The 23,577-nt window shown below is 64.5% G+C and carries 24 protein-coding genes; 9 read left to right on the plus strand and 15 right to left on the minus strand.

The genetic code is table 11. The features are described from left to right. Positions 1–5: 5 nt before the first annotated feature. The 4 genes from ACSHT2_RS25635 to ACSHT2_RS25650 all read right to left on the minus strand — a co-directional run bounded on the left by ACSHT2_RS25635 (position 6) and on the right by ACSHT2_RS25650 (position 3,795). Positions 6–410, minus strand: a complete 405-nt coding sequence (locus tag ACSHT2_RS25635) for a nuclear transport factor 2 family protein (protein ID WP_440637291.1) — start codon at positions 408–410, stop codon at positions 6–8. A gap of 347 nt (positions 411–757) precedes the next feature. Further along, positions 758–1,696, minus strand: a complete 939-nt coding sequence (locus ACSHT2_RS25640; protein ID WP_440637292.1) for an AEC family transporter — start codon at positions 1,694–1,696, stop codon at positions 758–760. A gap of 6 nt (positions 1,697–1,702) precedes the next feature. Further along, positions 1,703–2,626, minus strand: a complete 924-nt coding sequence (locus tag ACSHT2_RS25645) for an HpcH/HpaI aldolase/citrate lyase family protein (RefSeq protein ID WP_440637293.1) — start codon at positions 2,624–2,626, stop codon at positions 1,703–1,705. Positions 2,627–2,628: 2 nt separating this feature from the next. Next, positions 2,629–3,795 carry a CaiB/BaiF CoA transferase family protein gene (locus tag ACSHT2_RS25650; protein WP_440637295.1) on the minus strand — a complete coding sequence of 389 codons (1,167 nt, stop codon included), beginning with the start codon at positions 3,793–3,795 and terminating at the stop codon, positions 2,629–2,631. A 690-nt stretch (positions 3,796–4,485) separates the two neighbouring features. Here ACSHT2_RS25650 and ACSHT2_RS25655 point away from each other — a divergent pair. Together ACSHT2_RS25655 and ACSHT2_RS25660 are read left to right on the plus strand one after the other, a co-directional pair. After that, positions 4,486–4,833, plus strand: coding sequence for a hypothetical protein (locus ACSHT2_RS25655; RefSeq protein WP_440637297.1), 348 nt, complete (start codon positions 4,486–4,488; stop codon positions 4,831–4,833). A 376-nt stretch (positions 4,834–5,209) separates the two neighbouring features. Next, positions 5,210–5,887 carry a ParA family protein gene (locus ACSHT2_RS25660; protein ID WP_319339415.1) on the plus strand — a complete coding sequence of 226 codons (678 nt, stop codon included), beginning with the start codon at positions 5,210–5,212 and terminating at the stop codon, positions 5,885–5,887. A 77-nt stretch (positions 5,888–5,964) separates the two neighbouring features. Here the strand turns inward: ACSHT2_RS25660 and ACSHT2_RS25665 are convergent, their stop codons facing one another. The 5 genes from ACSHT2_RS25665 to trxB all read right to left on the minus strand — a co-directional run bounded on the left by ACSHT2_RS25665 (position 5,965) and on the right by trxB (position 10,045). Next, positions 5,965–6,111, minus strand: a complete 147-nt coding sequence (locus ACSHT2_RS25665) for a hypothetical protein (RefSeq protein ID WP_440637298.1) — start codon at positions 6,109–6,111, stop codon at positions 5,965–5,967. A 130-nt stretch (positions 6,112–6,241) separates the two neighbouring features. After that, a complete protein-coding gene (locus tag ACSHT2_RS25670) occupies positions 6,242–6,391 on the minus strand; it encodes a hypothetical protein (RefSeq protein WP_319339368.1) in 150 nt (49 codons plus the stop codon). Between the two features lie 408 nt (positions 6,392–6,799). Then, entirely contained in the window at positions 6,800–7,708 is a 909-nt protein-coding gene (locus ACSHT2_RS25675) for a 4-hydroxy-tetrahydrodipicolinate synthase family protein (protein WP_440637300.1), read from the minus strand. A gap of 443 nt (positions 7,709–8,151) precedes the next feature. Then, positions 8,152–9,075 carry a LysR family transcriptional regulator gene (locus ACSHT2_RS25680; protein WP_028178742.1) on the minus strand — a complete coding sequence of 308 codons (924 nt, stop codon included), beginning with the start codon at positions 9,073–9,075 and terminating at the stop codon, positions 8,152–8,154. Between the two features lie 4 nt (positions 9,076–9,079). Then, on the minus strand, positions 9,080–10,045 hold the full coding sequence (gene trxB / locus ACSHT2_RS25685) for a thioredoxin-disulfide reductase (protein ID WP_440637301.1): 966 nt from the start codon (positions 10,043–10,045) through the stop codon (positions 9,080–9,082). A gap of 266 nt (positions 10,046–10,311) precedes the next feature. Between trxB and ACSHT2_RS25690 the strand changes: the two genes are divergently transcribed. Beyond that, entirely contained in the window at positions 10,312–10,791 is a 480-nt protein-coding gene (locus tag ACSHT2_RS25690; protein ID WP_319339360.1) for an Lrp/AsnC family transcriptional regulator, read from the plus strand. Positions 10,792–11,068: 277 nt separating this feature from the next. Here ACSHT2_RS25690 and greA read toward each other — a convergent pair whose 3' ends face one another. The 3 genes from greA to ACSHT2_RS25705 form a co-directional block, all read right to left on the minus strand. After that, positions 11,069–11,542 carry a transcription elongation factor GreA gene (greA, locus tag ACSHT2_RS25695; RefSeq protein ID WP_027563740.1) on the minus strand — a complete coding sequence of 158 codons (474 nt, stop codon included), beginning with the start codon at positions 11,540–11,542 and terminating at the stop codon, positions 11,069–11,071. Between the two features lie 214 nt (positions 11,543–11,756). Next, positions 11,757–15,221 carry a carbamoyl-phosphate synthase large subunit gene (gene carB, locus ACSHT2_RS25700; RefSeq protein ID WP_440637303.1) on the minus strand — a complete coding sequence of 1,155 codons (3,465 nt, stop codon included), beginning with the start codon at positions 15,219–15,221 and terminating at the stop codon, positions 11,757–11,759. 142 nt (positions 15,222–15,363) lie between these two features. Further along, the gene (locus tag ACSHT2_RS25705) at positions 15,364–16,533 is read right to left on the minus strand and encodes an MFS transporter (protein WP_440637305.1); all 1,170 of its coding nucleotides are present in this window, start codon (positions 16,531–16,533) and stop codon (positions 15,364–15,366) included. Between the two features lie 108 nt (positions 16,534–16,641). Between ACSHT2_RS25705 and ACSHT2_RS25710 the strand changes: the two genes are divergently transcribed. Continuing rightward, complete coding sequence (locus ACSHT2_RS25710; protein ID WP_440637307.1) at positions 16,642–17,013, plus strand: ArsR/SmtB family transcription factor; 372 nt, start codon at positions 16,642–16,644, stop codon at positions 17,011–17,013. Positions 17,014–17,256: 243 nt separating this feature from the next. Here ACSHT2_RS25710 and ACSHT2_RS25715 read toward each other — a convergent pair whose 3' ends face one another. After that, the gene (locus ACSHT2_RS25715; RefSeq protein ID WP_440637309.1) at positions 17,257–17,958 is read right to left on the minus strand and encodes a class I SAM-dependent methyltransferase; all 702 of its coding nucleotides are present in this window, start codon (positions 17,956–17,958) and stop codon (positions 17,257–17,259) included. Between the two features lie 114 nt (positions 17,959–18,072). Between ACSHT2_RS25715 and ACSHT2_RS25720 the strand changes: the two genes are divergently transcribed. Next, positions 18,073–18,594, plus strand: a complete 522-nt coding sequence (locus ACSHT2_RS25720; protein ID WP_028178735.1) for a Dps family protein — start codon at positions 18,073–18,075, stop codon at positions 18,592–18,594. A 112-nt stretch (positions 18,595–18,706) separates the two neighbouring features. Here ACSHT2_RS25720 and ACSHT2_RS25725 read toward each other — a convergent pair whose 3' ends face one another. Next, the gene (locus tag ACSHT2_RS25725; protein WP_440637311.1) at positions 18,707–19,228 is read right to left on the minus strand and encodes a hypothetical protein; all 522 of its coding nucleotides are present in this window, start codon (positions 19,226–19,228) and stop codon (positions 18,707–18,709) included. A gap of 138 nt (positions 19,229–19,366) precedes the next feature. Here ACSHT2_RS25725 and ACSHT2_RS25730 point away from each other — a divergent pair, with 138 nt between their 5' ends. Beyond that, complete coding sequence (locus ACSHT2_RS25730; protein WP_124160452.1) at positions 19,367–19,582, plus strand: hypothetical protein; 216 nt, start codon at positions 19,367–19,369, stop codon at positions 19,580–19,582. A 147-nt stretch (positions 19,583–19,729) separates the two neighbouring features. On the opposite strand, the gene carA is transcribed toward ACSHT2_RS25730, so the two are convergent. Continuing rightward, positions 19,730–20,920: a glutamine-hydrolyzing carbamoyl-phosphate synthase small subunit gene (carA, locus tag ACSHT2_RS25735; RefSeq protein WP_440637313.1), complete on the minus strand. Its 1,191-nt coding sequence runs from the start codon at positions 20,918–20,920 to the stop codon at positions 19,730–19,732. A gap of 146 nt (positions 20,921–21,066) precedes the next feature. Here carA and ACSHT2_RS25740 point away from each other — a divergent pair, with 146 nt between their 5' ends. The 3 genes from ACSHT2_RS25740 to ACSHT2_RS25750 all read left to right on the plus strand — a co-directional run bounded on the left by ACSHT2_RS25740 (position 21,067) and on the right by ACSHT2_RS25750 (position 23,547). Next, the gene (locus tag ACSHT2_RS25740; RefSeq protein WP_440637315.1) at positions 21,067–21,795 is read left to right on the plus strand and encodes an alpha/beta fold hydrolase; all 729 of its coding nucleotides are present in this window, start codon (positions 21,067–21,069) and stop codon (positions 21,793–21,795) included. A gap of 33 nt (positions 21,796–21,828) precedes the next feature. Beyond that, the gene (locus ACSHT2_RS25745) at positions 21,829–22,284 is read left to right on the plus strand and encodes a GatB/YqeY domain-containing protein (RefSeq protein ID WP_440637316.1); all 456 of its coding nucleotides are present in this window, start codon (positions 21,829–21,831) and stop codon (positions 22,282–22,284) included. A 126-nt stretch (positions 22,285–22,410) separates the two neighbouring features. After that, positions 22,411–23,547 carry an epoxide hydrolase family protein gene (locus ACSHT2_RS25750; protein ID WP_440637318.1) on the plus strand — a complete coding sequence of 379 codons (1,137 nt, stop codon included), beginning with the start codon at positions 22,411–22,413 and terminating at the stop codon, positions 23,545–23,547. Positions 23,548–23,577: the final 30 nt, after the last annotated feature.

Here is a 23,577-nt window from a genome sequence, read left to right on the forward strand (position 1 = left end):
CCCCCTCACCCAATCATCGCCTTGACCTGCGCCGTATCCGCAAACTCGATCAGCTCGACGATCTTGCCATCCTGAATTCTGAACAGGTCCAGGATCTCAGTGCTGAACGTCTTCCCAGTTGGATGGTATTTGACGTTGACGCGGGAATGGATCGCGACCCGATCTCCATCGACCAGCTCCGCCAGGATTTCGCGGCCTTCGAATCCGAAGTCTTTGATCAATTGACTGAAGCCGCCGCGCAGAGTCGGATGACCCTGCATACTCCCTGTCAGATCGAGCGCATTCTTGTCGCCCTTCAAGCTGAACAGGCCGTCGGGATGAAAAGCTGACACCAAGCCGTCGGCGTCATCGTTGTCGCGCGCGGCGTAGGCGCTCCTGATCAATGCGAGCATGTCTTCGCGTTGTGCCATGTTACCCTCCCTGCAACACGTATCAGATCAGTCTAGCCACCTTTGCGTGCAATGGCAAAATTAACGGGAGATGGTGCGTCCTCCAGCACCCCGAAGCAGCATCGTTCGTTTTCGTTCCCCGATACCGCAAGAAAACCGCGGCCAGCACCGGCGAACCTTTTCAGGACCCCAGGTGTTTGTAGCTGCGGCAGGACAGACAACGCTGAGGGAACTGAGCTATGAACGGTATTATCTATATCATCGGGCTGGTCGTCGTGATTGGTGCGGTGCTCTCGTTTCTGGGCCTGCGCTGATCGGTTGTTGGCCTTGGCGAGGCCGTTCGGCGTCGACGTAAAATTCCGGACGCCTCACCTCGCCACCATCCACACCACCACCGGCAACGTCACCGCCGCCAGCAGCGTGCCCAGCGCCACCGCGCCCGACACCGGGTTCACCAGCCGCTGATACTGCACCGCGAAGATGTACGCATTCGCGCCGGTCGGCATCGCCGCGAACAGCACGATGACGCCGGCGGCGATTGGAGGCAGGTCTAGGAGTCTTGCCAGTACGAACGCAGCGGCCGGCATTGCCGCGAGCTTCAGCGCACACATCATCAGAATGCTCGGCTTCTCGCCCTTCACCTCGAAGCGGAACAGGTTGATGCCGAGTGCGATCAGCGCCGTCGGCGATCCCGCCTGCGCGAGCAGTTCGATGGTGCGGTCGACGACGGGAGTGAGGCCGAGGCCGGTGAAGCGCCAGATCACGCCGAAGCCGATCGCCAGCATCAAGGGGTTGCGCGCGAGATCGGCGAGCACGGGCCAGATGATCGAGAGCAGCGAGCCGCTGTGCTTGCGGCTGACGAACTCCATCTGCAGCGTGCCGCAGAGCCAGAGCAGCGGCGTGTTCACCGACAGGATCAGCGCCATCGGCCCCGCCGCCTCGTTGCCGAGCGCCGAGAGCACGAGCGGAATGCCGAGCATCACGATGTTGCCGTAGACCGAGCCGATCGCGAACACGACGCCGTCCTCGCTGCTGCCGCGCCGCCGGCGCAGCAGCGCCGAGATCACGAGCGCCGCGATCCAGGTGATGGCGAGCGCGCCGTAATAGGCGCCCCACATCCGCCAGGGGCTGACGTCGGGGAATTCCGAGACGACGATGGTGCGAAACAGCAGGGCAGGGATCGCGATGCTGAAGGCGAATTCGCTGATGCCCTTGTGCGCGCTCTCCGAGACGAAACGAAACAGCACCGAAGCATAGCCGGCCGCGATCAGCGCGAACACCGGCGCGACGATCAACAAGGTCGCCATGCGCCGCTACGACCCCAGCTCGATGATCCGGCGCGCCATGCGCACATTGGCATAGTCGATCATCTTGCCGTCGAGCGTCACCGCGCCCTGGCCCTGCGCCTCGGCCTGCTCCATCGCCTCGACCACCCGCCGCGCCTGGGCCAGCTCTTCGGCCGACGGCGTGAACGCGCGCAGCGTCGGTTCGATCTGGTCGGGGTGGATGACCTGCTTGCCGTCAAAGCCCATCGCGGCGGCCTTCTGCGCGCTGGCCTCAGTCAGCCTGGCATCGCGGAAGGCGCCGCAGGGGCCGTCGATGGCGCGCAGGCCGAAGGCGCGCGCGGCGACCAGCAGGCGCATCATGGGATAGGCGAACAGGTCGAGCGGCGCGGAGGCGTAGCCGCTCTGCGCGGAGCCGACATGGCGGTAGCCGTCCGGCGAAATGCCGATGTCGGAGGTGCGGGCGCCGAGCGAAGCCGCGAAGTCGCCGACGCCGAGATGAAGCGCGGCCACGCTGTCGTGCGTGGCGGCGAGCGTATCGACATTGACGAGGCCGAGCGCGGTCTCGATCAGCAGTTCGAGCGCAACCGGCGCAGCGCGATCCGGCGCGGCGGCGCGCAGCTGCTCGGCGATGGCGGTGATGTCGCTGGGGCGCTCCGCCTTCGGAACGATCGCCGCATCCAGCCGCGGTAGCGCCGCCAGCGCGCGGATCTCCTCGGCGATGAAGGGGCTGTCGACGGCGTTGAGCCTGACCGCGACGCGCTTGTTGCCCCAGTCGAGCGAGGACAGCGCGCGGACGGCTTCCTCCAGCGCAACACCCTTCTCGGAGGGCGGCACCGCGTCCTCGAGATCCATGAACACCGCATCCGCGCTTGAAGCCGCGGCCTTGGCGACGAGGCGGGAGCGATGCGCGGGGACAGCCAGATAGGCCCGGCTCGGTCGCAGCGAGGCCATCGTCACGTCTCCTTGGCCAAGCCGAGTTCAGCGAGGATGGACTCGTTGTGCTCGCCGACATCGGGCACCGGATCCATCCGCGGGCTCACGCCCGGAATGGTGAGCGCCGGCAGGAAGCTCATCACCGGCCCGCTCGGCGATCCCACGCTCTGCACCCGCGCGCGTGCGTGGAGCTGCTCGTGCTTCAGGAAGGCCTCGACCGAGTTCAGATGCGCGTTGGCGATCGAGGCCTCATCCAGCAGCCGAAGCACCTCTTCGCTCGTCATCGATGCAAAGCGCTGCTCGATATGCGCCTGCAGGTCGTCGCGGTTCTGCATGCGCAGCGGATTGCTGCGGAAGCGCAGGTCGTCGGCAAAGCCGGCATCGCCGAGGACGATGCTGCACAGCGACCGCCATTCCCGATCGTTCTGGATGCCGAAGAAGATGGTGTTGCCGTCGCCCACGCGAAACGGGCCGTACGGCGCGATCGTCGCATGCTTCGCGCCGGTGCGCGGCAGCGGCCGGCCCGTGCTCTCGGTGTAGAACGCGGGATAGCTCATCCAGTCCGTGATGGAATCGAACAGCGAAGCCCGAAAGGCGGTGCCCTTGCCGGTCCGCTCGCGGGCGTAGAGCGCCATCAGCACGCCGTTGAGGATGTACATGCCGGTGGCGATGTCGACCACCGATAGCCCCACCTTGGCGGGCTCCGCCTCGGTGCCGTTGATTGCGAGCACGCCGGCCTCGCACTGCACCAGGAGATCATAGGCCTTCTTGGTGCTGTAGGGGCCGCCGACGCCATAGCCCGACACGTCGCAGGCAATGAGGCGCGGAAATTTTCTCACGAGCGACGCCGCATCGAGGCCGAGCCGCTCCGCCGCGCCGGGCGCGAGGTTCTGGATGAACACATCGGCCCGCGGCAGCAGGGCGTCGAGCACCTTGCGCCCCTGAGGGCTCTTGATGTCGATAGCAAGGCTCTCCTTGGAACGATTGGTCCAGACGAACTGGCTCGACATGCCGTTCATCACATGATCGTAGTCCCGGCAGAAATCGCCGCCGCCCGGCCGCTCGATCTTGATGACCCGCGCGCCCCAATCCGCCAGGTGCCGGCTGGCCAGCGGCGCCGCAATCGCCTGCTCGAGCGAGACAACCGTAACCCCCGAGAGCGGAAGTTCCGCCTCATTCCCATCCATGCGATCGCCTCCACTCCCGCCAACATCAGCGCAGGAGACAGGCCGACCACCCCACGCGCATCTTTTTTGATGATGCCATCATGCCCCTGTTTTGCCCGACAAGTCAAATTTGACTTCGCCAAATCCTAAGAATGGAAATGCCGAGGGATTGCCGTCACTTGGCTACTGTGCATGGGGTTGTTTTCGCAGTTTTGTGGGTTGTCGCTGCCACGGGAACTGGTGCGCTCCCTCTCTCGCTCGCGAGCAGGGCTATCGCGTTTGACAGCCCTGCGGCCATCCTTCGAGACGCCCGCCTTTGGCGGGCCCTCAGGATGAGGACGGAGTGCGCGGCAGCAGTTTCAGCGGGCACCGCTGTCCCTTAGCCTCATCCTGAGGAGACCGCGAAGCGGTCGTCTCGAAGGACGAGGCGCGCGCTCGGGCCCCGCCAAGAACTCATATGCGAAAGCCCTGCGCTTGCCGGGGAGGGGCGCCGCAATCGAGGACCCCGACGCGGAGAAAGCTCTCACCCGCGCCCTCAGTGCGACCTCTCCCGCAGGCGGGGAGGTTGAGCGAGCCCGCGCTGCCAACGTTTCGCCTCAGTCGGCGCCCTGTTGCCGAGACCGCACACGTCGCGGCATTCGCATCTGCCCTCGTTGCCAACGCACCGCCGTTCACCCACTATTCCCCCTGACTCATGACGTGGGGAAATCGATGCCGGCATTTCGCTTGAACAAGTCATCGGCCGCCGCAACCCTCGGCCTTGCCCTGGCCATCCTGGCCCTGCCGCGCGCCGGTTTCGCCTACACCCAGGAGGAGCAGCAGGCCTGCTCGCCCGATGCAATGCGGCTGTGCAGCGAGTTCGTTCCGAACGTCGACGCCATCACCGCCTGCATGGTCAAGAAGAAGGCGCAGCTCTCGCCGCAATGCCGGGTGTTCTTCCGCCCGGAGCCGGGCGAGGTCCGCGCCGGCAAGCCGACCAATATCGCGCCTCGCACCACCAAGACGAGCGCCAATCCGGCGCCGAAGGCGACCAAGAAGAAAAAGGCCGAGTCATTCTGAGCGGGGCGGAGCGCCCCATTGCTTGATGCCTGCGTCATGCCCGGCATCAGCTCTGCGCCAGCCACCGGACTCGTTTTGTTCGCGCAACGCTGCGCAGGTTTGCTGCAATTACGGCCGGTGCGCGACGGAAAAGAGTCGCCCGCAGGTTTGCGCGGCAAGGTTGCGTCGTCCCGCTTGTTGCTCAAAAAACGCACAAATGCCCGCGCAAGCGCTGTTTCGCAGGGGGCCGCGTCTGTTTCCTGCGATGCAGTGTGACTCAAAAGCCAACACGTCTTGTTATTTCGTGGCTGTAACGCAACCCTCGATAAATTTTTCTTTCCCGAATCAGCGCGCTGATTCATTTTCGCGGCCTGGGGTCAATCTGGAGGCCGAAGATATGAACGTTATTGTTTTTGCATCGCGTAAGGGCGGCTCGGGCAAGAGTACCCTGGCTGCACATCTCGCCGCGCAGATCAAGGCGAGCAAGCAGGTCATGCTCGTGGACGCGGATCCGCAGGGCTCGCTCACGCTGTGGCACAAGCTGCGTGGCACCAACGAGCCGCCGATCAAGTCTGCCGTGAACTCCGTCAGCGGCATCGTCTCCGCTGCCCGGCGCGACGGCTATGAATGGGTGTTGATCGACACGCCGCCGAACCTGTCGGCCGTCGTCGACGACGCGATCCGCAACGCGACGATGGTGATCATTCCGGCGCGTCCCGGCGTGTTCGACGTCAACGCGGTGCAGGAAACCATCCAGATGTGCCGCGCCGCGCGCAAGCCCTACGCGGTCGTGCTCAACGGTGCGCCGGCGCGCCGTGACGATGCCGAAAGCCCGATCGTCACCATCGCCCGCGAAGCGCTGGCGAAATTCCGTGCTCCGGTGTGGGGCGGCCAGATCACCAATCGTTCGGACCTGCTGATGGCGCTGAGCCACGGCGAAGGTGCGCGCGAGTATCAGGCCGAGAGCCGTGCGGCTCAGGAGATCGCAAGGCTGTGGGCGGCGATCGAGCGTTCGGTCAAGGCTATTCGCGGCACGGCGTCGGCGTCCGGCGCAATGCACAAGCAGGCGGCTTAATTTTCATTGTTCATTCCCCGGACGAAGAACGCGCGGACAAGCCGCGCGTTTTGCGTTTCTGCACCGGTGAAGACGAGTTACGCCACCAGAAGCATGTAGAACACGATGACCGGCGACAAGGTCAGGATCACCGACCAGATGCCGACGGCCCAGAGAATGTCCTCGGTGGTAAAGCCCTGCTGTCCGGCGTCGTAATGCGACGCCATATCATTCTGACTATTCACGAACGCCCCCGCGATTTCTTCGCTTATGGGCGTCAGTGCTATCAGGGATGTTTTAAGATCCGGATCGCAGCAGCCAGTGCATTTTGAACACAGGTGCTACCACGGATTAACCATCCCGCGCCCGCTTCCGTCAGCCGACCAGCCAGAGGCGAAACAGCAGCACCGGCATCAGGCCGAGCATAACTGCCCAGAACCCGAACGACGACACTACCAGAATTCCCTGCACGAGATCGGCGGGCGCGAATTGCTGCGCGGCCGTAGGCCGGATGCGATGTCCCATGGTCATTCCCCCTCTGTAGGTCCTGGAGGATAGGCGCGACTGCGTAAACGAGCCGTGGATGCGCCATGCGGCGACAGCGAAGGCGATTGAGAAGCGGTTAACCACGGGGCGGTGCTCTTACCCTCCCCCGGGGGCAGGGCAATCGCATATGATGTGCAGAATGCAGCGGCATCGGCAGTGGGCTCCTTCCCCCGCTTGCGGGGGAGGGTTGGGGGAGAGGGTGTTTCCGCGCTGGGACTATTGAGATTAACTGAGGACGTCCCTGTGCGGCGAGAGCCCTCACCCGCCGCGCTCTGCGAGCGCGTCGGCCTCTCCCGCTTGCAAGCGGAAGAGGCGGAGCAAGCCCGCAGACAGTCCCCGTATAATTCATATGCGATCACCCTGCCCCTGGGGGGAGGGTCAGCAGAACTACGCCGCGACCTTCGTCCGTCGCTCGATCTCGCGATCGATCGCCGCCGCGAGCTCGCTGCTCACCTCCACCATCGGCAGGCGCACTTCGGGGCTGTCGATCAGGCCGCTGCGCCACAGCCAGTACTTCGCCGGCGCGGGGCTCGGCTCGGCGAACAGCAGGCGCGTCAGCTCGGCGACCTCGTGCCAGCGCGCCAGCGCCGCATCGTGGTTGCCGCGCTTCAGCTCGGCATGGACGGCTGCAAACGTCGCGGTCTCGACATGGGCCGACAGCACGATGCCGCCGTCGGCGCCGTCACTGAGCGCCTCGAAATAGTTGGCATCCTCGCCGGTGAGCACGCGAAAAGCCTTCGGCCGGTCGCGCAGCAGCGCGATCGACTGCTCGCGGCTCGCGCCGCAATCCTTCAGGCCGACGATGTTCCTGTGCTCGGCAAGCCGCAGCAGCGTCTGGTTGGTGATGTTGACGGAGGTGCGATAGGGGATGTTGTAGAGCGCGAGCGGCCATGCCGCGTGATCGGCGAGCGCCTCGAAATGCGCCAGCAGGCCGCGCTGCGACGGCCGCACATAATAGGGGCTGGCGATCAGGTAACCGTCGATTGGCCAGTCCGCGGTCTCGTCGAGGCGCTCCTTCAGCCGCGAGGTGTCCGCGCCCGAGAGCCCGAGGCAGATCGGCACGGTGCGGCCGCTGGCCGTCATCTCGTCGCGCACCACGGCGACGAGACGCTCGAGCTCTGCCTCGCGCAGCGTCATGCCTTCGCCTGAGGTCGCGCCGAGGATGAAGCCGTCGACGGCGCTCGCGCCGTAGTGCCGCGTCAGCCGCCGCAGCGATCTCTCGTCGAGCGCGCCGCCGTGAAACGGCGTCACCAGCGGCAGCCACAGTCCGTGCAAGTGATCTTCAAGTCCGGTCATGTTCCATCTCCTTCTCGGGAAACCTGAGACGGAGGGCACATGAAAAAACCCCGTCCAGGCGGCGGGGTTTTCGGGATTTGCAGCGATGACGAAGTCAGCCTAGTGCGCGCAAAAAACCGAGGTCCCCGGATGGGGACCTTTTTTCGAGACGACTGCGCACGACTTCGTGATCATCTGCAAATGATGCGGGGTATGCCTGGAACTGTCAATACACGCGGAGGGCGAAGGCCGGATGCGACAGAAAAAAAGCCGGACCCGAAGGGCCCGGCTTAGGTATTGGCCACGTGAGGCCGACACAATCACCTTCCAAGAGGGATTACTGAACTCCCGCGCCACTGGAGGAGGGGGACAAATGCGCAACGCGAAGGCTCAGCGTGCAAACATTATGGGCTTGCCGAGTGCCGTGCAGCAACAGCCGAGGTCGCATGTCAGTCATGCGGAAATTAGGACGGCCAGCGCTGCGCCTTGCTCACCACGAAGTCGCGGAACACCTGCACGCGGGCGACGGTCTTCAACTCCTCGGGATAGACGAAGTAGGTGTCGAGCTGGATCGAGTCCGACTCGCCGAACAACTGCACGAGTTTGTTCTGCTCCTCGACGAGATAGTCCGGCAGCGCGGCGATGCCGAGGCCCTGCTGGCAGGCGCGCACGAGACCGAGGATGTTGTTGACCTTGAAATAGGCTTCGCGCGGGCCGGAGCCGTTGCGCCCGGCTTCGATCAGCCAATTGCGGTTCTGAAGATGCGGCGCGAAGCTGCCGTCGCTGAGCGTGATGATGCGGTGGGAGTCGAGCTCCTCAAGCGTGCGCGGCGTGCCGAAGCGCTTGATGTATTCCGGCGAGCAATAGGCGTGGAAGCCCATCGCGAACAGCTTGCGCTGGATCAGGTCCGGCTGTGTCGGCTTGCGCGTGCGGATCGCGACATCGGCCTCGCGCATCGACAGATCGAGCTCCTCGTCGGTGACGATCAGCGAGATGCGGATCTCGGGATAGAGCGCAGTGAACTCGCCGAGCCGCGGGATCAGCCAGTTGATGCCGACGCCGGGCGTGGTGGTGATCTTGAGGTCGCCGCTGGGCCGCTCGCGGCTGTCGGTCAGCTTGGCGCGCGCCGCCTGCAACTGCATGAACACGTCATGCGCGGTGCGGAAGAGCAGGTCGCCCTGCTCGGTGAGGATCAGGCCGCGGGCGTGGCGGTGGAACAGCGAGACCGAGAGCTCCTGCTCCAGCGCCGAGACCTGGCGCGACACCGCCGATTGCGACAGGCCGAGCTGCTCGCCCGCATGCGTGAAGCTGCCCGCTTCCGCCGCCGCGTGAAACACCTTCAGCTTATCCCAATCCATATCCGTAAATCCGTCGCGTGTTCGAGGCATGATGTTATTCCGCTGCCGCGCGCTCGCTGGCGCGAAGGGCCAAGAAACGTTCGGCTTCGAGTGCGGCCATGCAGCCGAGGCCGGCGGCCGTCACGGCCTGGCGATAGGTTTCGTCGGCGACGTCGCCGGCGGCGAACAGGCCGGGCACCGAGGTGGCGGTCGAGTTCGGGGCGACCTCGACATAGCCCGACGGTTTCAGCTTGATCTGGTCCTTGACGAGCTCGGTCGCGGGCGCGTGACCGATGGCGATGAAGACGCCGTCGGTCTTCACGTCCGTGAGCGCGCCAGTCTTGACGTTCTTGAGCCGGACATGGGTGACCTTGTTCGGGTTCTCGGTGCCGCAGATCTCGTCGACGGCCGAGTCCCAGATCACCTTGATCTTCGGGTGCTTGAACAGGCGTTCCTGCAGGATGCGCTCGGCGCGGAAGTGATCGCGACGATGCACGATGGTGACCTGCGAGGCATGATTGGTGAGGTACAGGGCTTCCTCGACCGCGGTGTTGCCGCCGCCGACCACGATCACTTCCTTGCCCCGGTAGAAGAAGCCGTCGCAGGTGGCGCAGGCCGACACGCCGCCGCCCTGGTACTTCCCCTCGGACGGCAGTCCGAGCCAGCGCGCTTGCGCGCCGGTGGCGAGGATCACGGTGTCGGCGAGATAGACGTCGCCGCTGTCGCAGGTGAGGCGGAACGGCCGCTGCGCAGTCTCCAGCCTGGTGACCAGGTCGGTGACGATTTGGGTGCCGACATGGACCGCCTGCTTCTCCATCTGCTCCATCAGCCAGGGGCCCTGGATCACGTCGGCGAAGCCCGGATAGTTCTCGACGTCGGTGGTGATGGTGAGCTGGCCGCCGGGCTGGATGCCCTGGATCAGAATCGGCTCGAGCATCGCGCGCGCGGCATAGATCGCCGCCGTGTAGCCAGCAGGGCCGGAGCCGATAATGACGACCTTTGCATGCACAGGAGCGGACATTTCGATGGAGGCCTTTCACGGGGGATCTGCAGCGCGGGCGCGGAACGTGCCGGGAGCTCTCGCGGAGGCGCTGAAATATCAGAGCTAATCTAAGCCTTCTGGTGAGCTATGCAAGAATTGCATTCCCTCTCGGCGGATTTTTCCAACAGGGAACAAAAGTCGACTGCGCTGCACGCGCAATAAAATTGCGCTAACCGTGCGGACTGGGCTATGACGATTTCGAGAAACCATCCAATACCGCTGCAAAGGGCAGGAGTTCCAATCACGTGTCGCGGAACCTAGACGAGATCGACCTGAAAATTCTCGCCGAGATTCAGGCCGACGGTCGAATCACGAATGTCGAGCTTGCCAAGCGCGTCGGCATCTCTCCGCCCCCCTGCCTGCGCCGGGTCCGGGCGCTGGAGGAGGAGGGCTACATCCACGGCTATCGGGGCCTGCTCGACGCCCGCAAGCTCGGCTTCGACGTCACCGTGTTCGCGGCCGTGCACCTGTCCAGCCAGGCCGAGGCGGATTTGCGTGCTTTCGAGGACTTCGTCCGCGCCGAGCCCTTGGTGCGGGAATGCTGGATGCTGTCGGGCGAGGTCGATTTCATCCTCAAATGCGTCGCCCCCGATATGGCGACTTTCCAGAATTTCGTCACGCACCTGACTGCCGCGCCACATGTCCGCAACGTGCGGACCTCGCTGGTGCTGCACAATTCGAAATACGAGGCGGCGGTGCCGCTGGATGTGAAGGGAAGAAGGTAGGTCGCGCGGTCTCGTGCCCCGGACGCGGCGCAGCGCTCCTTCAGCGGTGCGCTGCAGAGCCGGGGCCCATCTTACCGCGTGTACCCGTGTTACGCGTGTACCCGTGCTGCCTTCTGGGTCCGGTTCTGCGCCGCAACGCCAAGGGCGCTGGAGCGCGTCCGGGACACGAGAGATGCTGCTGCTCTACATTCCGTCTTAGCGAGCAACACGCAGATACGAAAAAGGCCGCGCGGGGCGCGGCCTTTTCGAAACATCGTCGCACGCAGGCGGCAAATGCTTACCGCCACTCCACCTTGGTGATCTCATAGGCCTTGGCGCCGCCGGGCGTGTTGACCTCGACCGAGGCGCCTTTCTTCTTTCCGATCAACGCGCGCGCGAGCGGCGAGGTGATGGAGATGCGGCCCTTCTTGGCGTCGGCCTCGACCTCGCCGACGATCTGCCACACCGTCTTCTTCTCGGTGTCCTCGTCGACCAGCGTCACGGTAGCGCCGAACTTGATGGTGTCGCCGGAGAGCTTGGAGATGTCGATGATGTCGGCGCGCGCGAGCTTGTCCTCGAGCTCGGCAATGCGGCCTTCATTGTGGGACTGCTCTTCCTTCGCGGCATGATATTCCGCGTTTTCCGACAGGTCTCCGTGCGAGCGCGCCTCCGCGATATGCTCGATGATCCGCGGACGATCCACGGACTGGCGCTGCTTCAATTCTTCCCCGAGCGCGACAAAGCCGGCCTGGGTCATCGGAACCTTTTCCATCGTCTCTCTCGTCCTTCGATCGTGCGCCCCAAACGCGCATGGGCGCCGCAACCTTGATTCGTCAGTGTTTCCGGAGCCCAACGCGAGGGCTGCCGGACGTTGACAGATATGGGCTTTTAGCGCCGGAACAGAACCACCACCTGGCCGGACAGTTCCTCCGGCCATTGTGGCTTCATCGCCAATCACTTAGCAGCGGCTTCGCCGGAGCCAGCGATCAGGTTTCCGAAAAGTAGCTCTGCAGGGTACGAACCTCAAGATCCCCACCCAAATAGGCGCGGATGCCCTGCGCGGCCGCCACGGCCCCGGAAAGAGTGGTGTAATACGGCACTTTATGCAAGAGGGCCGCGCGCCGCAGCGAACGGCTATCCGCCAGCGCTTGGGGGCCTTCGGTGGTGTTGAAGACGAGCTGGACGTCCCCGTTGGTGATGGCGTCGACGATGTGCGGCCGCCCCTCCAGCACCTTGTTCACCTTCTCGGTCGGGATGCCCTGGTCGGTCAGGAAGCGCTGAGTTCCCGACGTCGCCAGCACCTTGAAGCCGAGCGAATGCAATTCGCGAACGGCCTCGGCGATGCGCGTCTTGTCGCTTTCGCGGACCGAGACGAACACCGTGCCCTTGCGCGGCACCCGCGTGCCGCCGCCGAGCTGGCTCTTGGCGAACGCCACCGCGAACGAGCGGTCGATGCCCATGACCTCGCCGGTCGAGCGCATCTCGGGACCGAGCACGGTGTCGACGCCGGGGAAGCGCGCGAACGGGAAGACCGATTCCTTGACGCCAACGTGCTTGAGCCTGGCCTTCTTCAGCTTGAAATCGGCGAGCTTCTCGCCCGCCATGATGCGCGCGGCGATCTTGGCGACCGGTGTGCCGACCACCTTGGCGACGAACGGCACCGTGCGCGAAGCGCGCGGATTGACCTCGAGCACGTAGATCTCGCCGTCCTTGATGGCGTATTGCACGTTCATCAGGCCGATGACGTCGAGGCCGAGCGCGAGCTCGCGGGTCTGCCGCTCCAGCTCCTCGATCATCTTCGCATCGAGCGAGTGCGGCGGCAGCGAGCAGGCGCTGTCGCCGGAATGGATGCCGGCTTCCTCGATGTGCTCCATGATGCCGACGATGAAAGTGTCCTTGCCGTCGCAGAGGCAGTCGACGTCGATCTCGGTCGCGTCCGACAGATAGCGATCGAACAGCAGCGGGTTCTTGCCGAGCACGGTGTTGATCTGCCCGGTCTTGTCGTTCGGATAGCGCGCCTTGACGTCGGCCGGCACCAGCTCCGGCAACGTGCCGAGCAGATAGTCGTTGAGCTGATTCTCCTCGCGGATGATCTGCATCGCGCGGCCGCCGAGCACGTAGGACGGGCGGACCACCAGCGGCAGACCGAGATCGGCGGAGACGAGGCGGGCCTGTTCGACCGAATAGGCGATGCCGTTCTTCGGCTGCTTGAGCCGAAGCTTGTCGAGCACGCGCTTGAAGCGGTCGCGGTCCTCCGCAAGGTCGATGGCGTCCGGCGAGGTGCCGAGAATCGGCACTTCGGCGGCTTCCAGCGCGCGCGCCAGCTTCAGCGGCGTCTGGCCGCCGAATTGCACGATCACGCCGTGCAGCGTGCCCTTGCTGCGCTCCTTCGCGATGATCTCGAGCACGTCCTCGGCGGTGAGCGGCTCGAAATAGAGCCGGTCGGCGGTGTCGTAATCGGTCGACACCGTCTCCGGATTGCAGTTGACCATGATCGATTCGTAGCCGGCATCGTGCAGGGCGAAGCAGGCATGACAGCAGCAATAGTCGAACTCGATGCCCTGGCCGATGCGGTTGGGGCCGCCGCCGAGGATAATGACCTTCTTCTTGTCGGACGGCATGCTCTCGTCCGCCGGGGCGCCCGCAAACGGCGCCTCGTAGGTCGAATACATGTAGGCGGTCGGCGAGGCGAACTCGGCCGCGCAGGTGTCGATCCGCTTGTAGACGGGGCGAACGCCGAGCGCGTGCCGCTTCGCCGTCACCTCGGCCTCCGTCGTCTCGGCCAGCACGGCGAGCCGCGCGTCGGAGAAGCCCATGGCCTTGAGCGTGCGCATGCCGAAGGCGTTGCCGGGCAGGCCGTTCTTCCTGACCCTCTCCTCCATGTCGACGATGCCGCGCATCTCGCCGAGGAACCATGGATCGATCTTGCAGGAGTTGAAGATGTCCTCGTTCGACCAGCCGAGCCGCATGGCCTGGGCGACCTGGAGCAGCCGGTTGGGTGTCGGCGTGCCGAGCGCGGCGCGGATCGCGTTCTTGTCGTCGTCGCGGCCGAGGCCCTCGATCTCGATCTCGTCGAGGCCGGTCAATCCGGTCTCGAGCCCGCGCAGCGCCTTTTGCAGGCTTTCCTGGAAGGTGCGGCCGATCGCCATGACTTCGCCGACCGACTTCATCGACGTGGTCAGCGTGGTCGAGGCGCCCGGAAATTTCTCGAAGGCAAAACGCGGCACCTTGGTAACGACGTAGTCGATGGTCGGCTCGAACGAGGCCGGCGTGGCGCCGCCGGTGATGTCGTTGGCGATCTCATCCAGGGTGTAGCCGACAGCGAGCTTGGCGGCGACCTTGGCGATCGGAAAACCAGTGGCCTTCGAGGCCAGCGCGGAGGAGCGCGACACGCGCGGATTCATCTCGATGACGACCATGCGGCCGTCTTCGGGATTGACGCCGAACTGCACGTTGGAGCCGCCGGTCTCGACGCCGATCTCGCGCAGCACCGCCAGCGAGGCGTCGCGCATGATCTGGTATTCCTTGTCGGTCAGCGTCAGCGCCGGCGCCACCGTGATGGAATCGCCGGTGTGCACGCCCATCGGATCGAGGTTCTCGATCGAGCAGACGATGATGCAATTGTCTTTCTTGTCGCGCACCACCTCCATCTCGTACTCCTTCCAGCCGAGCACGGATTCTTCGATCAGCACTTCATTGGTGGGAGACGCATCGAGGCCGCGCTCGATGATGTCGAGGAACTCTTCCTTGTTGTAGGCGATGCCGCCGCCGGTGCCGCCCATGGTGAAGGAGGGGCGGATGATCGCGGGCAGGCCGATCTCGGACAGCGCCATCATCGCCTGTCCGAGCGCATATTCCTGATAGCGCTTGCGGCGGTCGCCTTCGCCGAGAGTCCATTGCCGCTCGAGCTCTTCGAGCGCCGCGCCCGACAGCTTCTCGCGTTCGGCCTGGTATTTGTCGCGGAACGACTTCTTCAGCTCGGACGCGTTGGCGAGCCGCGACTTCGGCGTCTGCAGCCCGATCTTCTCCATGGCATTGCGGAACAGCTGGCGGTCTTCGGCCTTGTCGATCGCATCGGCGGTGGCGCCGATCATCTCGACGTCGAACTTCTCCAGCGTGCCTTGCCGGCGAAGCGACAGTGCGCAGTTCAGCGCGGTCTGTCCGCCCATGGTCGGCAGCAGCGCGAAGCCGCCGGGAATAACGTGACGTTCCTTCTCGATGATCTTGGCGACGATCTCGGGCGTGATCGGCTCGATATAGGTCGCATCGGCCAATTCCGGATCGGTCATGATGGTGGCCGGGTTGGAATTGACGAGGACGATGCGGTAGCCCTCTTCCTTCAGCGTCTTCACCGCCTGCGTGCCCGAATAGTCGAACTCGCAGGCCTGGCCGATCACGATGGGACCGGCGCCGATGATCAGGATGGTGGTGATGTCTGTACGTTTGGGCATCAACTCTCGCCGAAGTGGAATTTTGGCACAAAAAAAGGGCGCGCTGCTGCGCGTCCCTTTGGCCGAGAGCGCGGTGGTCTCCCTCGCGCGCGGGTGGGTCTTAGACCAGTTTTAGAGGCGGCGAAACCCCGAAAAACGCCCATCAACCGGCAATTTTGACGGGTTTTGGCCGGGCCTGCCAGCCACGGGCGAGGTGCACCAGGAGCGCGGCCGCAACGCTCGTTCCGCCGATCCAGCCGAGGTCGGTCGATGCGAGGGTCGCCAGCACCGCGCCGCCCAGCGCTCCGCCGATGGCGAAGCCGAGATACATCGACGAGGCGTTGAGCGAGAGCGCAATCATCGAAGCCTGCGGCTCGATCCGGATGATGCTCGCGAGCTGGGCTGGATAGAACGCCCATCCCGAGAGGCCCCAGAGGAAGATCGCGCCCAGCACCGCGTAATGCGCCTGTCCCGGCATCAGCTTCAGGATCAGCGAATGCAGGATCAGGGCACCCGCCATGCCGGCGAGCCCGAGGCCTGCGGTGGCGAGCGTGCCGAGCCGGTCGGCCAGGACGCCGCCAAGCATGTTCCCGATCGCCGCCGCGCTGCCGAACACCAGCAGAGCGAGGCTGACTTGCGAGGCATCGAAGCCGAGCCCACGCAGCGGGACCGCGAAATAGGTGAACACAGTGAAGCCGCCCAGCGCCCACAACATGGTGATCAGGAGCGCGACCAGAACGTGGCTGTGGCGCGCCACCGCCAGCCGTTCGCTGAGCGAGGCCGTATTGCGGGGCAAGCCCTTGGGCAGGCCGAGCAGCAGGCCGGCGAGCGCGACCGCGCCGATCAGGGCGACCATGGCAAAGGTCGCGCGCCACCCGAGCAGGCTGCCGACGAGATTGCCGAGGGGAACGCCGATCACGGTCGCGATCGTCATACCCGAGGTGACCAGCGCCACCGCGCGGCCGCGGCGCTCGGGCGCGGCGACCGCCACGGACACAGCCATTGCCGTCGGCATGCAAAGCCCCGACCCCAATGCCATCAGCATCCGCGAGGCCAGCAGCAGGACGTAGTTGGATGCGACCATCGCCGCGAGGTTGCCGGCGATGAACGTCGCCAGCGCCAGGGCCAGCACGGTGCGGCGGTCGATGTTGTTCAGCGCCACCGCGAGAATCGGCGAGCCCACGGCATAGGTGAGGGCGTAGGCGGTGACCAATTGGCCCGCGGCCGAGACCGAAATCGAAAGGTCGGTCGCGATTGCCGGCAAAAGTCCCGCAATGACAAAGCCTTCAGTGCCGATCGCAAAGGCTGCGAGGGCCAGCCAGAACACGCTCATTGGGAAAGTCTCATGTTCAATGTTTATTGAACTATTCGACGTCGTGGTCCAGGAGTCAATTGGTTCAAGAACTATTGAACATAACGGCCGCTTCGCTATGATCGGGACATGAGCCGTACACCCCTTCATCCGACCCGGGAGCAGATCGAGCTGCCGATGGTGCTGGATTGCCTGAGCGATCCGATCCGGCTCGCCATCGTTTACCAGCTCGCCCAGCAAGAACGTGTCAGCAGCGAGCTCTGTTGTGGCGATTTCAGCGGGCTGGGTGGCAAGTCCAACCTCGCCTATCACTTCGCCAAGCTGCGCGAATGCGGGCTGATGCAGACGCGCCTGGCCGGAACCAACCGGTTCATGCGCCTGCGCCGCGAGGATCTGGACGCGCGTTTCCCCGGCCTGCTTGACGCCGTGATCAGCTCCGCGGCCAGGGATGCGGACCGGCTTCAGCTGTTGTCCGGGTGTGAAGTGGTTGAGGTAGATTGAGCCGCGGATACAGTCCGTCTACGCCTCGGCTTCGCTCCAGCTACGCCGGACACGCTTCGCCCCTGCGGGGCTACGCGTGGCTGCGCCACGCGTAGCCCCGCAGGGGCGAAGCGTGGAGACCCGGCCTGGATTTGAACCAGGATGAAGAGCGATGCACCGCCCCCGCGTAGACACTTCCGCCACCGGGCCATCCGGATTATTCCCGATCGGCGTGCGACAAGCTACCACGGCTGGTTTTTATCCTTAACGGACCAGAGGCGGCCGGGCGATGAAGGTCATGCGCCAGCGATTATGGCCGATATTGCAGTGGGCTCGCTGGACCGCAAATCCGGCCGCCTTCAGCTTGGCGGTGATCTCGTCCTCGCTGTAGCGCTGGAGCCCGATGCGCGAGCGCAGCTGGCGATAATCCGACAGTGCGGTGCTGATCAGCCCGATCAGCGCGTCTTTCAGGAAGCCGTGGCGCAGGCCGAAGCTGAGCAGCGCCATCACGTCTCTGGCCATGCCGACATTGGGCTGGAGAATGTCGCCCAGCACCAGCTTGCCGGAGGGCTTCAGGATACGGCGGATGTTGAGGAGGGCGGCATCGAGCTCCTCCGGCGTCATGTATTGCGCGACCGAGTTCATCACGACGAGGTCGATCGATTGGTCCTGCATCTTGCGGATCTCATCGAGCGAGCGGACGCGAATCTTGGTGTTCGGGGCAAACCGCGCGATCAGCCGGCCACGCACGCCCGGCGCGGGCTCGGCCAGGATCAGCTTGCCGCAGGCGGCCGCGACCTCGCTCGCCGACAGGGCTTCCCCACAGGCATAGTCCAGCACCGTCGCATCGGGCGAGGGGATGTAGCCGATGATGTCCCGCGCAATGATCTGGAAGTGCAGGTCGCGATGCAGCTTGCTGACATAGATCGTATGCGTCGAGTCGTAATAATCGATCCAATCGTCCATGCTATTCGAAGATCCCGGCCAAGCGGTTCCGATGGAGGAACCGGCGCTGCCCGCCTTGCGTTAGGGGTGCGACGGCGCGCCGTCAATGTCCGCGTCCTAACAGGAAGGTCTCCCGTGAGCAAAACCAGCAAGGTCTCGCCCGATCTCGATACCCCCACTGACCTGTCGTCCGATGGGGTCAAGAAGGTCTCGGAGGCGCTCAACGTGCTTCTGGCCGACGCGTTCGCGCTTTACCTCAAAACCAAGAATTTCCACTGGCACATCAGCGGCCGGCATTTCCGCGACTACCATCTGCTGCTCGACGAGCAGTCCGACCAGATCTTCGCCACCACCGACCAGCTCGCCGAGCGCGTCCGCAAGATCGGCGGCACCACGCTGAAGTCGATCGGCCAGGTCGCAAAGCTCCAGACCATCAAGGACAACAACGAGGACTACGTCCCGCCGCGCGAGATGCTGCGCGAGCTGATGCAGGATAACAAGCACGTCGCCGCCGCGATGCGCAAGGCGCACGAGGTCTGCGACGAGGCCGGTGACGTCGCCAGCGCCAGCATCCTCGAAAACTTCATCGACGAGACCGAGCGCCGCACCTGGTTCCTGTTCGAGGCGACCCGGCAGGAAGGTGCCAACGAGGCGTAGCAGGGATGCCTAGGGTGGGTTAGCCGAAGGCGTAACCCACCACGTCTGTCTCGGCGAAACGGAAGAGGTGGATTGCGCTTTGCCAATCCACCCTACGGCACCGCGTTTGCGGCTACCGCCACAGCCGCATCAGCGCGCCATCCTTGCCCGTCACCGGATCGGCCGGCGGCAGCGCGACTTGCGGAATCGTCTTCAGCGCCCTGGCATGATTCTCCGGCGTCGCCCGCGTGATCTCCATCTTCGCGCCGGGCGGGTAGGCGCCGATGATGCAGAAATCCTCGCTTGCCTGGATGCACTGATGCCCGGTGCCGGCCGGCAGGATCGCAACGTCGCCGGCCTTGATCTGAAGCTCCTGGCCATGGTCGCCGCCGAAGCGAACGCGGGCATCGCCGTGCGCGACGCCGAGCACCTCATGCACCGTCGCGTGATAATGCAGATAGTCGTAGACGCCGTTGCGCCATGTCCCGCCCCAGCCGTTGCCCTCGAACAGGTCTTCGATGGTCTGTTCCGGATGCTTCGGATCGAGCTTCACCGCGCCCTGGTAGACCAGGAACGGGAGGATGTTGTTCGGCACGAGGCCATCGTCTTCGAAGACGATGGCGAGCGGCTCGGCATTGTCGCGGACGACGGACATGGAGACTCCCACTGGCAACGGACTGGAATCAAGAAGGCGCAAGCCCTCTTGTTCCTCACGACACTCCGGCTTGACCGAGATCAAGGCGCTCGCGGCCATTGGCGGGCACGCAGATCAAAGCGAAGGAGAGGGAACGCCATGTACGCATCCGACGTTGCGCAGCGTCATTTCTCGGCGGCCGTCGACGAGGCGGAGACAGCCGGCCTCGGGCACGAAGCCGTCTGCCGGGCATTGCTCAATCTGGTGGTTTCGAAATATCTGGAAACGAGGTCGGTCGCCGACATCCAGGCGGAGCTGCGCTTCATCGCCGAGAACTGCGATCCCGACACCGACTTCATGTTCATGCGTCCTTGACGGAGCCGGGCCCCGGCGGACTCATCCGCCGGGTGGTCCAGAGCATGATCCGGAAAAGTGTGAAACGGTTTTCCGAAAAGATCATGCTCAAACAAAGACGTAAAGCGCGATGACGATTCATTCAAATCTCACCGCGCTTTAGTCGCCTTACGCGCTCTTCCTCTGCCGCATCAGGTCGGTGAAGCGCTTGAACAGATAGTGCGAGTCGCGCGGGCCTGGTGAGGCCTCGGGATGGTACTGCACCGAGAACACCGGCTTGCCATCGAGCTGGATGCCGCAATTGGAGCCGTCGAACAGCGAGATGTGGGTCTGCGTCGCGCCTTTCGGCAGCGTCGTCTCGTCGACGGCAAAGCCGTGGTTCATCGAGGTGATCTCGACCTTGCCGGTGGTCTCGTCCTTGACGGGATGATTGGCGCCGTGATGCCCCTGGTGCATCTTCTTCGTCTTGGCGCCGACGGCGAGGCCCAGCATCTGGTGGCCAAGGCAAATCCCGAAGGTCGGCGTGCCCGACTTGATCACGTCCCGGATCACGGGAACGGCATATTTTCCGGTCGCAGCCGGATCGCCAGGGCCGTTGGACAGGAACACGCCATCCGGCTTCATCGCCAGAATGTCCTCGGCTGAGGTCGTTGCCGGCACCACCGTCACCTTGCAGCCGACGCCGGCGAGCAGGCGCAAAATGTTGCGCTTGATGCCGTAGTCGATGGCGACGACGTTGAATTCCGGGTTCTCCTGGCGGCCAAAACCCTTGCCCCACAGCCACGGCGTCTCGTCCCAGGTGAAGCGCTGGCCGGAGGTGACCATCGGCACGAGGTCCATGCCCTCGAGGCCCGGCCATTCGCGCGCTTCTTCCGTCAGGCCATGCAGATCGAACTCGCCGGTCCTGGAATGCGCGATCACGGCGTTGGGCATGCCCTTGGAGCGGATCAGCGCGGTCAGCGCGCGGGTGTCGATGCCGGAGAGGCCGATGATGCCGCGCGCCTTCAGCCAGGCGTCGAGATGCTTGGTGGCGCGATAGTTCGAGGGGGCGGTGATCGCGGTGCGCAGGATCACGCCGCGCGCGCCCGGCGTCGCCGCCATGTTCACCGTCTCGATGTCGTCTTCGTTGGTGCCGACATTGCCGATATGCGGGAAGGTGAAAGTGATGAGCTGTCCGGCATAGGAAGGATCGGTGAGGATCTCTTCATAGCCGGTCATCGCGGTGTTGAAGCAGACTTCACCGACGGCGTGGCCCTCGGCGCCGAGACCGAAGCCCTCGAGCACCGTGCCGTCGGCAAGCACGAGGAGCGCGGTCGGTTTGTGGTCCGGCCAGGCGGGATCGTTGTCATGTTGTGTCATGAGCCCGCTTCATAGTCCCCGCAGGCGCCGACGTCAAAGCGGAGAAGCGCCGATTCACATGCGTTTTTGCATATTTGACAGCCCGTCTCGGGCACTTAAGCTCAGGCGCACAATTTCCGGCAATTTCCTGGGCTTGCGAGGCAATAATGGACCAGACCACCCCGATTCTGCTGGTTCCGGGGCTGGCCTCCTCGGCCCGGATCTACGCCCCGGTGATCCCGGCGCTATGGCGGTTTGGCCCCGTGATGATTGCCAACCACATCCGCGACGACAGCATCGCGGCGATCGCCCGCCATATCCTTGCCGAGGCGCCGCCGCGCTTCGCCCTCGCCGGCCATTCCATGGGCGGCTACATCGCCTTCGAGATCATCCGCCAGGCGGGCGAGCGCGTGACAAAGCTCGCGCTGATCAACACGCAGGCGCGGCCCGACACGCCGGAGGCGACCGCGCGCCGACGTGCCCAGATGGAGCGCGCCCGGCGCGGCGAGCTCCGCGCCGTCCGCGAGGAGAGCTTTCCGGAGCTCGTGCATCCGTCGCGGCGCGATGACGCCGATATACTCAAGCTCGTGCATGCGCAGGATGAGGACGTCGGCGTCGAAGGCTATCTGCGGCAGCAGACCGCGATCATCGCACGGGTGGATTCGCGCCCGACGCTTTCAGCCATCAAGTGCCCGACGCTGGTGCTGACGGGTGATACCGACAACACCATCCCGAATGCGCTCTCCAAGGAGATGTCCGAAGGCATCGCCGGCGCCAGGCTCGTGATCCTTGATCGCTGCGGGCACCTGCCGCAAGCCGAACAACCGGAAGCGACAGTGCGGGCGCTCACCGAATGGCTCGGAACCGAGGTTGTCTCAGGGGCGCGAACGGCCTAGATCAGGCGTCGGATATTCGAAGGGATCACGATCATGCTGCGCGACGACATCAACAATGCGGTCAAGGAGGCCATGAAGGCCAAGAACGAGCGCACGCTGTCCACGCTGCGCATGGTCAACTCGACCATCAAGAACGCCGACATCGACGCCCGCGGCAGCGGCAAGCCGCCGCTGTCGGACGCCGACATCCTTGCCGTGCTCCAGAAGATGATCAAGCAGCGCCAGGAGGCGGTCGAGCTCTACGACAAGGGCGGCCGCGCCGAGCTTGCCGCGCAGGAGCGTGAGGAGATCGCGGTGATCTCGGCCTATCTGCCGAAGCAGATGTCGGAGGATGACGTGAAGAAGGCGATCGCGGATGCGATCGCCGAGACCGGCGCCGCCGGCATGAAGGACATGGGCAAGGTGATCGCCGTGCTGCGCGCGAAGTACGCGGGACAGATGGATTTCGGGAAGGCCAGCGGCTTGGTCAAGACCGCGCTGTCGGGCTAAGTCGTTCTTCCGGGGCACGCGTAGCGTGAACCCGGAATCCATCGCGCTGCTGAGTCCGTTGCTTAATGGATTCCGGGCTCGCGCTACGGCGCCCCGGAATGACAAGAAGAACAAGGGAGGCAACCGATGACCGCCATCAAACCGTTCCGCATCGCCATCAGCGACGACACCCTTATCGATCTCAAGTCACGCCTCGCTCGCACGCGCTGGCCGGATGCCGAGCTCGTCGACGACTGGAGCCAGGGCGTGCCGCTGCGATGGATCCAGGAGATCTGCACCTACTGGGCCAACGATTACGACTGGCGGGCCCGCGAGGCAAAACTCAATCGCTTCGAGCAATTCACCACCGAGATCGACGGGCTCGACATCCATTTCATCCATGTGCGCTCGAAGGAGCCTTCCGCGCTGCCGCTGATCATTACCCATGGCTGGCCGGGCTCGACCGTCGAGTTTCAGAAGGTGATCGCGCCGCTCACCGATCCCGTCGCGCATGGCGGCAATCCTGCCGATGCCTTCCACGTGATCTGTCCCTCGCTGCCGGGCTTCGGCCTCTCGGCCAAGCCGAAGACCACCGGCTGGGGCGTCGATCGCATCGCCGCGACCTGGGCGAAGCTGATGGACCGGCTCGGCTATGCGCGCTACGGCGCGCAAGGCGGCGACTGGGGCTCGGCGGTGACGACCTCGCTCGGCGTGCAGGATGCCGAGCATTGCGCCGGCATCCACATCACGCTGTCCTTCAGCTCGCCGCCGCGCATCGAGGGCGAGCCGACGGCGGAGGAGAAGCGCGCGCTCGCAGGCCTCAAGCATTACGTCGATCTCGATTCCGGCTACTCCAAGCAGCAGTCGACGCGCCCGCAGACGCTCGGCTATGGCCTGACGGATTCACCGAGCGGGCAGGCGGCCTGGATCCTGGAAAAATTCTGGGCCTGGACCGATTGCAACGGGCGCCCTGAGAACATCTTCAGCAAGGATGAGCTGCTCGACAACGTCATGCTCTATTGGGTAACGGAGACGGCGACCTCCTCGGCGCGGCTCTATTGGGAGAGTTTTGGCCATCGCCGCACCAAGCCCGTAGTGAAGGTGCCGACGGGAGTCGCGGTGTTTCCTAAGGAGATCATCACGCCGGTGCGGCGCTGGATGGAGCCGAACTTCCCTAACATCACCCACTGGAGCGAAATGGAGAAAGGCGGTCATTTCGCCGCCTTCGAGCAGCCGGAGCTGTTTGTGCGCGATGTCAGGAAGTTCTTCGCGACGGTGCGATAGCTCTCTCGCTGTCATTCCGGGGCGACGCGC

This window comes from Bradyrhizobium sp. PUT101, from assembly GCF_052043945.1.
Taxonomy (GTDB): domain Bacteria; phylum Pseudomonadota; class Alphaproteobacteria; order Rhizobiales; family Xanthobacteraceae; genus Bradyrhizobium.